General features: G+C 68.6%; 1 protein-coding gene. It reads left to right on the forward strand.

The genetic code is table 11. The annotated features are described in order from the left end of the window. Window positions 1-67: 67 nt before the first annotated feature. A protein-coding gene (locus tag ACPYN4_RS15485) for an IS3 family transposase (RefSeq protein WP_239282821.1) occupies window positions 68-1,314 on the forward strand; the annotation gives its coding sequence in 2 pieces (ribosomal slippage) (window positions 68-383 and window positions 383-1,314; 1,248 coding nt in all). Window positions 1,315-1,354: the final 40 nt, after the last annotated feature.

Below are 1,354 nucleotides of genomic sequence, written 5' to 3' on the forward strand. Positions count from 1 at the left end.
GGCGCTTGACCCCTGATCTTGGACACGCTGATTCCAGCACGGCGCTGGGGAAGCGAGAATCCAAGGGATGGCTAGGAAGAACTACACGGACGAGTTCCGGCAGCGGGCGGTGGACCTGTACGAGTCCACGCCCGGCGCGACGTTGAAGGGCATCGCGGCGGACCTCGGGATCTCCCGCGGTGCGCTGCGGGAGTGGGTCGAGAAGCACGGCTCCGGGACGACGACCGCCGGCACGGAATCGACGCCCGCGCCGCGGCGGGCGGAGTCGCAGGCGGCGAAGGCCCTCCGGTTGGAGGCCGAGAACGCGAGGCTGGAAGCGGAGAAGGTCAAGCTCGAGACGGAGCGGGACATCCTCCGTCAGGCGGCGAAGTATTTCGCCGGGGAGACGAACTGGTGAACCGCTTCCAGTTCGTTGAGGATCACAAGGACGCCTACGGCGTGAAGCGGTTGTGTGAGGTCGTCGAGATCGCGAGGTCGTCGTTCTACGCCTGGCTGGACGCGGCCCCGCGGCGCGCCGCGAAGGCCGCCGACGACGCTGCCCTCGCGGCGCGGATCCGGGTTTTGCAGGACCCCGCCCAGGGCGGTGACCGCGCCTACGGGGCGCCGCGGATCACCGCCGACCTCAACGACGGCGTCCCCGCCTCCGGGCGGGTGAATCACAAGCGGGTCGCCCGCGTGATGCGGGAGCACCAGCTGGCGGGGATCCGGTTGCGACGGCGGGTGAAGACCACGATCCCGGACCAGTCCGGGCGGAAGTTTCCCGACCTGATCGGGAGGGACTTCAGCATCGGGGAGCCGAACCGCAGGTATGTCGGCGATATCACCTACCTGCCGATCGCGGACGGGTCGAACCTGTATCTGGCGACCTGCATCGACCTCGGCTCCCGGAAGCTCGCGGGTTGGCAGGTGGCCGACCACATGCGCACCGAACTCGTCGAAGACGCCCTCCGCGCCGCCGCCCGTGACCGCGGGTCACTGGCCGGCGCTCTGTTCCACAGCGACCACGGAAGCGTCTATACGTCGAAGGCCTACGCAACGCTCTGCGAGCAGCTCAAGGTGACCCAGTCCATGGGTACGGTGGGCACGAGCGCCGACAACTCACTCGCGGAGAGCGTGAACGCGACGCTCAAGCGGGAGCTCCTCGAAGGCGCTTCGGCGTTCCCGGATCAGGCCACCGCCTACCGGGCCGTGTTCCGGTGGGCGAACCGCTACAACACCCGAAGGCGGCACTCCGCGATCGGCCAGATCACCCCGAACAGCTACGAGAACGCCTACGCGGCGACCACGTCCGCTACCCTCGCGGAAGCGGCATAACCGAAACGACACCGTGTCCACGATCGCGGGTCAAGGCCCC

Source organism: Microbacterium sp. CH-015 (assembly GCF_049707015.1).
Taxonomy (GTDB): domain Bacteria; phylum Actinomycetota; class Actinomycetes; order Actinomycetales; family Microbacteriaceae; genus Microbacterium; species Microbacterium aurum.